We start from the raw sequence: 9,528 nt of genomic DNA, 5'->3' as shown, positions 1-9,528 counted from the left end.
TGATGCGACATTAAAGAGATCAGGTTGCCGTGAGTATAAAAACGGTGCTATTTTGTTATTCCCCCATCGCACGCCTCTACGTGTCTTCCGGTAGCCGGTCACCTCCGCAGTCCGGGTTCGGTATCGACCGGCGCAGCGAACGTCCCTGATGGACTGCGGCGAATTCTCCGGAACAAAACCAACGGATCCGGCTCGACGTGTAGAGGATCGTGACAGAAATCGTTTATAGGGGAACGTTGACTTCTCATGCATCGATCCGGAAGGCGGCCCCACCCGGCCGGGCGATGGTGAGGAGATGGACGAAAAATATACCAATACCAAAAAAACTCTGCTGAACCTGCTGATAGCGGTTACCATCCTCGCTGCGGTGGTCCTCCTGCTCTTTCTTGCTGTCGGGTTCGTCGAGACGACCATGCCGAACGATTCCTACGAGATCAGGATCACCGGTCTCTCCGATCTTGCCGTAAACGGCACCGCCACGGTCATGATCCCGGTTCCGGCGAACGCGAAGGGCGAGCTGGTGATCTTCGAGTCGTCCAGCGTTCTCCAGCCCGCCGGGTGGCGGACGGCGATCCGGGAGACGCAGTACGGGAAGATGATCGCGTTCACGACGACGGAAGACTACGCGCAGGATATCTTCAGACCGACCGGCGAGTTCGAGACGAAAGAAGAGCCGCGGCTGCTCGTGCCGGTCCTCGGGACCCCTGAGAACGCGAGCGTCGCCGAGTTCACCCGGGGATCGGGGGGCACCTACACCACGGTCGTCTTCCTCGACGGCTTCGTCCCGCCGTCGGAGGATGCAGCGGTGGTCTCGTTCGACCTCAGTTACCGGGGCGGCGGGGGCATGAAACACCTGATAAAGGAGGATACCTGGACGACAACGGTGCATGCGACCGTCCCCGGAACAACGTCCGGATTTGTCCTGGTTCCGGCCGAATACCATGTTATTGCCGGGGGTATCGCGTTTTGATGGGCAGCTCTGGAAGAGAACATCTCGATCGAAACGTATGTATATTGATAGTTAAACTCAGAAAGCCCGTAACAGGGCGATCTCTCTTGCTCTTTTCTCTCTCATCATCCTCACTGCCGTGTTGGGATGCCTCTCAAGCGACACTGTCGCCGACTGCCATAATCTCACCGTCACCCGAACCGATGCTGCCGGTATCGAGGTCCGGCACACTGTCTTTGATGAAGGGAGCGACGAATACGGCACCATTCTTTTGCCGGTTTCGGATGGCGGCCTGTCTGTCGGGGGGTCAGTCAAACAATCTCCGGAAAGCGACGAGCAGGCTCTGCTGCTCAAGATCGCGGAGGATGGTCGCATTGAGTGGAACCGGTTCTACTCGACGCAGCGTACCATTCAGGCAATCACCGCCCGGATATTCAACCACGGGAACTGAGCGATGAGGGGCCTGCAGATCGGTACACTTGTCTGTCTCACCGTGGCGATCGCGGCCGGCTGCATACTGGTTCTCGGTTCGGCGAATGCGGGTGGAGGTCAGTATGCTCTCGTTGCCGGGTTCCCGGAGGTTCCTGACTCCTGTACGCTCTACCGGGTCGTCCCCATCACCGTCACCGGGGAAGAAGTCCGTGAGATCGCGGGCCGGTTCGGGCTCTCCGGGGAGTTGAGCGAGAGATCCGGGGAGTTTTGCCTCGTCGACACTAAAAAGGACCCTGAGGCGTGGCTCTCGGTGTATGCGCATTCCGGTGGGGTGGTTTACCGCATCCCCGACCGTGAGCTGCCGGCCGAGGTGACCCGGCAGCCGGACCTCCCGACGGATGCGGAGGCGGAGGAGATTGTTCTTGCATTCCTGGAGAAGACCGGGATGCATTCGCCGGACGCCCGGGTCGTGGAGATCGGGGTGAACCAGAGGCACGAGGTCTGGAGTTCAGGTGACGGTGAACCTGAGGCATCGTACGATGTGACAATCGCCGCCCGGTTCGGCCGGTCGCTCGACGGGCTGCCGGTCTACGGCGACGAGTTCGCGGTCATCCTGGGCGACGGCGGCGATGTCGTCGGGCTCGTGAAGACCTGGCGGGAGGTGGAGCCGGCCGGAGATATCGCTTTAAGGTTGCCGGAGGAGGCGTATGCGGACCTCCTCGCATCACGGATCGTCCGCCCTTCGGCAAGTGCGGCCTACGACCGCGTCACGATCGAGAACGTCTCGCTCGGCTACTGGATGGAGCCTCGCGGTGTCGTGCAGGATACGGTCCGGCCGGTCTACGCGTTCTCTGGGACCGCAGTCCGGGACGGCGCTCCGGAGCCGTACGTCGCGTACGTCGCCGCCGCGAGGGATGGGTTGGAAGGAGGGGCATGAAAGAATTGACCCGATCGGTGGCAATCCTTCTCCTCTTCGCGCTGCTCCTCGCGACAATCCCGGTAGCAAGCGCAGGTATCGATCAGCACACGATCCCGGCACCGAGGGTGAACGAGACGATCGTCATCACCATCACCTCCCCGATCGAGGGTGCGGAGGGCTGGATCGACGTCGTGCCGCCGCACGTCGCCGTCGTCGGGGAGGTCCACGCCCCTGCAGGTCTGCACAACGTGGTTGTGCGGAGCGGAACAGAGGAGGTCTCGTGCGGAAACGGGACTGAGTTCGCCTGTTCTGTGCCGGTCCTGGCCGGGAAGAACGCGATCACCGTCGTGGCAACGGACAACTACGGGCGCCGGGCCGAGAAGACCGTGAACCTGACCGTCTGCATCGGCATCCCGCCGTCGCCGTTGATCACCGTCTCGGGCAGGGTGACGGACACCGGCGGCAATCTGATCCCCGGTGCATCGGTGCGGTTCGAGTCGGTGCTTACGCTCGACGACGAACCCCTCGCGGCGACGGCCACGACCGGTGAGGACGGCGCCTACCTGGTAGACACCCCCGGCTACCGGCAGACTGTCACGGTCGAGAAGGAGGGCTACGTCCCCCTCCGACAGGGGATCACCTTCGAGAACCCAACAAACACGCTCGACCTGGAACTGGAGCCACTGCCCCGGACGGTGCCGGGGTTCGGTCCCGCGGCCGGGCTCCTTGGGACTCTCGGGGCAGTATGGATTTTTTGGCGTGCAAAGAAGTAGGGCTGCAGGGGTGCTCCATGCTACCCGATAATATGACCCGGAGAGGGGGGATTTCCACAGAACCCTAAACCCTCTTTGCTATCGTCTCGATCGCTTCAATAATCGTCTGCTGTTGCGGCTTGATGATCGCCACCGGGCAGTCGACGATCTTCTCCACGATCGACGCGAGGATGGGGGCGCAGACGATCCCGAGCGCTCCCTCCTTCTCCGCCCGTGCCGCGGCGGCGATGCACTCCTCGAGCGAGTCCGCCGGGTAGCCCCGGATATGGTATTTCTTTTCACCGATGGGCAGATCCCGGTTATCGATATCGTCGAGCAGGAACCGGGCCGCGATCACCGCGATGAAACTCTTCTCCCGCGGCTCGAGGACGTTGACGATCCGCCGGACGGTCGAGAGGCGCGGGTCCGCCCTCCCCGACGTGAGTTTGTAGAGGGTTGCGGGCGGAATCCCGGCCCGCTCCGCGAGTTCGCGGATGCTCATGTCCTGGCGGGCGAGCTCCTCCTGGAGCGCCTCGGCAAACTCGGTCTCAAAGATTCTTCGTGAGAGCATTACTCTACTGTAGTAGGATTCTCAAGATAACTTTTTCCTCATATGGTCAAGAGATCTGCTATAGTGGCCAACCGCGGATCTCCTGATAATCCCGGTCAACCGGGTGGGGAACCTCGCGGGACAGAGGGTTTAAGGACGTTGAGGCCTATTACACCGCCTGTTTGACGGAGTTGCCTGGTAATGCAGGGCGAGCTCCGGCGTGACAGGGCCCGGTGCATGCAGGTGGAGGAATAAGATTATTATGAAGACACTGGCAGAGATCGACGAGAGAATCCGGAACGGCACCGCGGTTGTCTACACCGCAGCGGAGTTCAAGCACCTCATCCGCGAGGGTGCGGAGATCACGGCAGCAGACGTGGACGTGGTCACCACGGGGACATGCGGGGTGATGTCGGGGACCGCGGCGATCCTCTCGGTCCCGGTAGCGGCGCCGGGGACGTTCGAGCGGGCGGAGCGGGCCTGGCTGAACGGTGTCCCCTGCATGCCCGGCCCCTGCCCGAACGAGCGGTTGGGGCTGCTTGACCTGATCGTCTCCGGGACCGCCCACGCCGGGGCGGGCTACGGGGGCGGCCATCTCTTTCGCGATATCGTCGAGGGCCGCGAGATCGAGGTGCTGGTGGAGGCCGCCGACCGCTCGATCGAGGCGCGGGTGACCCTCGACGACTTCGCCTACGCCCGGCTCTTCACCACCCGGAGCGCCTTCAAGAATTACACCGCCTACGTCAACACCCGGCCGACCCGGGTGACGACGATCTTCTCGGTCACGGGGCTGGAGGGGCCCTGCCGGGAGGCATCGGTCAGCGGGTGCGGCGAGATCAACCCCCTCCAGAACGACCCGGCGAGGCTCACGATCCGGGACGGAACCCCGGTCTTCCTGAACGGCTCGGCCGGGATCGTGACCGGGGAGGGGACCCGGAGCACCCCGGCGCGGCCGAACCTCACGGTCATCGCCGATATGACGGGGATGCAGCCCCGCTATATGGGGGGCTTTAAGACCTCTGCCGGGCCCGAGTGCATCACGAGCCTCGGCGTCGCGATCCCGGTCCTCGACGACCGGCAGGTCGCTGCCCTCCGCGTCCTCGACGAGGATATCCCGCTTCCGGTCGCCGACATCAACACCCGGACCGTCCTCGACGAGGCGACCTACGCCGACGTCTGGCAGCAGCCCGACCGGGAGGTGACCTACCACCCCGAATGGTGCGAGGGGTGCTCGGCCTGTGCTGCGGCCGCGATCTGCCCGACGGGCGCGTTTAACCGCGAGACCGGGATCGACCGCGACCGCTGCCTCGCCTGCACCGCCTGTCTTGCCGCCTGCCAAAACGACGCGCTTGAGGCCGGGGAAGGGTCGCTCCGGGTCCGGGGCCGGAAGGTCCCGATCACGCTCCGCCAGTCCGGCCGGACGCTCGCGGAAGACCTCTGCCGGGACATAAAAGAGATGATCCTCGACGGTCGGTTCACCTTCACCGGGGGCGGGTGGCGGTGAGGGAGAAGTACCTCCTCCAGTGCCCGGGGTGCGGCAGGCCGTTTCCCGACCGCTACACCCTCGACTGCCCGTCGGGGTGCGACGCTCTCCTCCGGACGGTCTACGCGGAGCGCCGGCTCGTCCTTCGTGACCTCCCCGGGATCTTCCGTTACATCGAGTGGCTCCCGGTCGAGGGCCACCTCCGGATCGATGCCGGCCCGGTCTCCTACGGTAGCGTCGCCCTCGCCCGGGAACTCGGCCTCTCCCACCTCACCGTCACCTTCTCCGGCTACTGGCCCGAGCGGGGCGGGCGGATGGAGACCTGTTCGTTCAAGGAACTCGAGGCGCAACCGACGCTCCTCCGTCTCCGGGAGAAGGGAGCCGGGGTCATCCAGGTCTCGTCGGCGGGGAACACCGGGCGGGCGTTCTGCCAGGCCTCGGCCCTGACCGGGGCCCCGGTCGTGGTGGTGGTCCCGGCATCCGCCGCCGGCCGGCTCTGGACGACGGTTCCATCCCCGAACGTCTGCCTCATCACGGTGGACGGGGACTACTCGGATTCCATCGCGTTCGGGCGGGAGGTCTGCTCGCTCCCGGGGATCGTCCCGGAGGGCGGGGCAAAGAACGTCGCCCGACGGGACGGGATGGGGACGGTGATGCTCGATGGGGCTCTCGCCGCCGGGAGGCTCCCGGACTACTACTTCCAGGCGGTCGGGAGCGGGACCGGGGGGATCGCCGCGTGGGAAGCGGCGGAGCGGCTCATCGCCGACGGCCGGTTCGGTTCCCGCCTCCCGGAACTCCACCTCTCCCAGAACCTCCCCTTCGTCCCGATGGTCCGGGCCTGGGGGGCGGGGAGGCGGGAGATTGTTCCTGCAGAGGATATGCCTGACGCCGAATCCTCGATCGCCCGGGTCTCCGCCAGTGTGCTCACGAACCGCCACCCGCCCTGGGGAATCCGCGGCGGGGTCTACGACGCCCTCGCGGCCTCCGGCGGGAGGATGTATGCGGTCGCAAACGACGAAGCCCAGAGTGCCAGGCGGCTCTTTGCCGATACCGAGGGGATCGACCTCGACCCGGCCGCCGCCGTCGCGGTCGCCTCACTCGTCCGGGCGGTGGAGGAGGGGCTCGTCGGCCCGGATGACCACATCCTCCTGAACGTGACCGGCGGGGGTTACGAGCGTGCAGCAGAAGAACTCGACCGCTACCCGGTCGAGCCGTACCTCCGGGTCCGGGCCGGGGAGGCATTCGAGGGGGATGTCCGGGATGCCGTCAGAGCCTGGTTCGCGGAGCAGGGGGTGGCAATCCGTGCGTGAGGGCTGTGTCCTCGACCGGCTCGCCGCCCTCGGGGTCGATACCGTGGCGTCGCTTCCCTGCGACCGGACGCAGGAGTTCTGCGCCCTGATCCCGGAGCGGTTCCGGGCGGTCAACCTGACCCGGGAGGAGGACGGCATCGGGATCTGCGCCGGGCTCGCGATGGCCGGGGGGCGGCCGGTGCTCCATATGCAGAGTTCGGGGCTCGGGAACTCCTTAAACGCGATCATGTCGCTCACCGTCACGTTCGGTCTCCCCCTCCCCATCCTCGCGAGCTGGCGGGGGGTCTACCGGGAGGCGATCCCGGCCCAGGTGCCGTTCAACCGGGCGGTCCCGGAGGTGCTCCGTGCGCTTGGGATTCCGTATACCGTCATCCGCAGTCCCGGGGATGAGGAGTTGATCGATGAGGTCGTCCGGGACGCCTACGATTCTATGCGGCCGCATGTGGGCCTGATCCTCCCCTCGTTCTGGGAAGGGGCAGAGGAGGCCTGCCCGGCGGAGCAGGTCGTCCCGGCCCGGGCCAGGGAGTCGGCGGTGGACTACCGGCGGACGTTCCGCGACCCGGCGATGACCCGGAACGACGCGATCCGGGCTATCGCCAATATCCTCGACGGGGAGGCGGTCGTCGCGAACATCGGTGTCCCATCAAAGGAGCTCTACGCGGCTCGCGACCGGGACCTGAACTTCTACATGCTTGGGAGCTACACCCAGGCGACGCCGATCGGCCTCGGGCTCTCGCTTGCGACGGATAGAGACGTCGTGGTCCTCGACGGCGACGGGAGCCTGCTCGGGACCGCCGTCCTCCCGGTGGTGGCGGCAGAGGCGCCGGAGAACCTCACGATCGTCTGCCTGGACAACGGGGCCTTCGGGAGCACGGGGAACCAGCCCACCCCGGCCTCTGGGCTGGTCGACATGGAATTCCTCGCCCGTGCCGCCGGGATCCGGCAGACGTGCAAGGTGCAGGACGAAGAAGAACTCGCGGAGGCATGGGAAGACCGGGGGCGGGGGCCGAACTTTATTCATGTGGTGTTAAGACCCGGGAACGCACCGGTCCCGAATATCCCGCTCGCCCCGGCCGAGATCCGGGAGCGGTTTGTGCGGGTGATTGGGAGGTAGGTGTTCGGTTCGTCTCTGTGGCGGAGCGAGTAAACCCTCTTTTTCCCGCTACCCGATATGACCCGCGGAACTTCTCCCAGTGTCCTGTCCCTCATCGCATCTCTTGAAGGTGCCGGACGGAAATGGTTGCACACATCATCGCGAGAAAAATGATTTCCTGTGCTTTTAACCCAAGAGGGGAGTTTTTTTTCGGCAGTTCCGATAACGGCTCCCGGACGTGTAAAGAAATCGGACAGAATTTATAAATAAACTCATACCCATGTCATTGTGTGGGCGCCTTGATGATGCGTCCGCAAAAGTTCGTGGGGCCCCTCCATCCACGGTTGACGCCCCGGATGATAGAGCCCCGCAAGCCCGGAGGCTATTTGGATGTATGCTCTTTCGGTACTTGAAAGTATGCCACTCCTGCCTCCGGGAAAAGGAACTGGAGGAAAAACGCATGAACGGAAAAATTGGAATGAGGGCGCTTTCCGTGCTCCTGGCAGTTATGCTGGTGGGCGTGATGATGGCGATGGCAATGGCAATGCCGATAGTACCTGCGGCGAGTACAGAAGAACAAACTAGAACTAATCCTTTGCTTCAAAATCAGGAGACTGAAAAGAACATCTATACCATGTTGGGGATAGAGCAACCTTCCAGAGACGAGGGTCCTCAATGGCAGAGATATAACGAAGCGAGAGGCCGGGTGGATGACCTGATCCGCGGATCAGAATCGAGAGAAAGCATCAGAGAAATCATTGGATATCTGGAGGGACAAAGAGAAAGAGTCGTCCTCTACTATGGAATGGATGGGAATATTTATGGTTTACTCGATAGCCAGGGTAAGGTATCCAAGAGCAGGGTGGACCCGGTAGTCATCGGTTCAAAGACAGAATATTTCGAAGACAGTTGCAAAGATTGCTCGGTAGGTAATCAGAGTAGCAATTATTCCGTCAGCTATGAATTGAGTCGAATCGATCTCTCGGCTCTGGGGTCAGAAGAGTTCGGCGCGAGATCAATTTATGAAGCCCAAGTTACAAGAACGGACAGCTGGATATATCTATCCATAACCCAGGCAACTCTTTACACTAAAGGGACATTCACTTATGACTATGGCAACAGAATTCTAGGCATATCGGACAATACTTATACGTCTCAGGGGATTAACTTTGATCGTTGTGAATTCGGACATTCAGTACGGGAAACCGGGTATACGGGATACGTTGAATCTAATGTTATCTGGGCATATCTTACGTTGAGTCCACCCAAACACTCTGTTGATGCTTGGATCAGTTGTGATATCTATGGTTCAACTGATGGAAGTTCTAGTACCTCGGACTGGGTGTCTATAGGAGTCGGATGTCAATCAGTTCCATAACTTTCAGAGGTAGTGTCATGTCGGTAAGATCCCCATTAAAAACTGTCTTAACCAGTCTCCGGCAATTTTTTCAGCAACTAAACAAAAAACCACTGGGAGGTGATCTTCAACTCTTTTTTGTGACAGTTATGACTATGTCAATCTTATTCACGTTAGCATCTTTCTTTACAGGGTTGTATCCTGGAAACGAATCCGGACCTGACGGATTGTACTTGATTGGGATCCTAGTATTGGGCATCTTCATCAACCTGATACAGGGTCTGATAGTCGGAGTCGTCGCACTCCTCGGAGTCAGCCTCGTTGAACATTTCTTCCTGCTTTTTGTCAATGTACGTTATGGATTTGAAAAAACGATGAAATCGGTGATCTATGCCCTGTTTCCCTGCATCCTGTTTTTTTGGGCGGTTGTGATCGTAGAGGTCCCATTGGCAGGCCTGTTGCTTCTCTTTGTTTTTGGTTTGATAACCTATTTGAGTGTACAGATATTTCATGAGATGTCAAAGGATCGGGCCATATTTGTCTCTCTTGCAACCAGTATCGTTCTCGCGATTCTTTTCTACAGATGGATCTTTGGTTCTGGATTGTTATTGTGATCTTTCTTTTCGATAGAATTCTGGAGCGAGGTGTTTAAATCATAAAAGAACGGTAGGGGACATGTTTTA

Annotated in this window: 10 protein-coding genes; 9 read left to right on the top strand and 1 reads right to left on the bottom strand. The window is 61.3% G+C overall.

Annotated features, from left to right (window positions below):
* The first annotated feature begins 295 nt into the window (after window positions 1-295).
* The 4 genes from PLN84_RS07025 (at window position 296) to PLN84_RS07010 (ending at window position 3,073) form a co-directional block, all read left to right on the top strand.
* A complete protein-coding gene (locus PLN84_RS07025) occupies window positions 296-970 on the top strand; it encodes a hypothetical protein (protein ID WP_292383323.1) in 675 nt (224 codons plus the stop codon).
* A 121-nt stretch (window positions 971-1,091) separates the two neighbouring features.
* The gene (locus PLN84_RS07020; RefSeq protein WP_292558810.1) at window positions 1,092-1,400 is read left to right on the top strand and encodes a hypothetical protein; all 309 of its coding nucleotides are present in this window, start codon (window positions 1,092-1,094) and stop codon (window positions 1,398-1,400) included.
* A 3-nt stretch (window positions 1,401-1,403) separates the two neighbouring features.
* Window positions 1,404-2,318 (top strand): calcium-dependent protein kinase, encoded by a 915-nt coding sequence (locus PLN84_RS07015; RefSeq protein WP_292383321.1) that lies wholly within the window; start codon window positions 1,404-1,406, stop codon window positions 2,316-2,318.
* The gene (locus tag PLN84_RS07010) at window positions 2,315-3,073 is read left to right on the top strand and encodes a carboxypeptidase-like regulatory domain-containing protein (RefSeq protein ID WP_292383319.1); all 759 of its coding nucleotides are present in this window, start codon (window positions 2,315-2,317) and stop codon (window positions 3,071-3,073) included. The genes PLN84_RS07015 and PLN84_RS07010 overlap by 4 nt, the downstream gene beginning before the upstream one ends.
* 64 nt (window positions 3,074-3,137) lie before the next feature.
* Here PLN84_RS07010 and PLN84_RS07005 read toward each other — a convergent pair whose 3' ends face one another.
* Window positions 3,138-3,623 carry a helix-turn-helix domain-containing protein gene (locus PLN84_RS07005; protein WP_292383317.1) on the bottom strand — a complete coding sequence of 162 codons (486 nt, stop codon included), beginning with the start codon at window positions 3,621-3,623 and terminating at the stop codon, window positions 3,138-3,140.
* Between the two features lie 241 nt (window positions 3,624-3,864).
* On the opposite strand from PLN84_RS07005, the gene PLN84_RS07000 reads away from it, so the two are divergent.
* The 5 genes from PLN84_RS07000 to PLN84_RS06980 all read left to right on the top strand — a co-directional run bounded on the left by PLN84_RS07000 (window position 3,865) and on the right by PLN84_RS06980 (window position 9,459).
* Window positions 3,865-5,106, top strand: coding sequence for a methanogenesis marker 16 metalloprotein (locus PLN84_RS07000; RefSeq protein WP_292383315.1), 1,242 nt, complete (start codon window positions 3,865-3,867; stop codon window positions 5,104-5,106).
* Window positions 5,103-6,395: a cysteate synthase gene (locus tag PLN84_RS06995; RefSeq protein WP_292383313.1), complete on the top strand. Its 1,293-nt coding sequence runs from the start codon at window positions 5,103-5,105 to the stop codon at window positions 6,393-6,395. The genes PLN84_RS07000 and PLN84_RS06995 overlap by 4 nt, the downstream gene beginning before the upstream one ends.
* Complete coding sequence (comE, locus tag PLN84_RS06990) at window positions 6,388-7,509, top strand: sulfopyruvate decarboxylase subunit beta (protein ID WP_292383311.1); 1,122 nt, start codon at window positions 6,388-6,390, stop codon at window positions 7,507-7,509. Before PLN84_RS06995 ends, comE begins: the two co-directional genes overlap by 8 nt.
* A 439-nt stretch (window positions 7,510-7,948) precedes the next feature.
* Window positions 7,949-8,866: a hypothetical protein gene (locus PLN84_RS06985; RefSeq protein ID WP_292383310.1), complete on the top strand. Its 918-nt coding sequence runs from the start codon at window positions 7,949-7,951 to the stop codon at window positions 8,864-8,866.
* Entirely contained in the window at window positions 8,848-9,459 is a 612-nt protein-coding gene (locus PLN84_RS06980; protein ID WP_348531982.1) for a YIP1 family protein, read from the top strand. Before PLN84_RS06985 ends, PLN84_RS06980 begins: the two co-directional genes overlap by 19 nt.
* Window positions 9,460-9,528 lie beyond the last annotated feature (69 nt).

The organism is Methanoculleus sp. (assembly GCF_035363275.1).
Lineage (GTDB): Archaea > Halobacteriota > Methanomicrobia > Methanomicrobiales > Methanoculleaceae > Methanoculleus.
The sequence above is the reverse complement of the archived record's forward strand: the minus strand, read 5'-3'. Positions and strand labels throughout refer to the sequence as shown.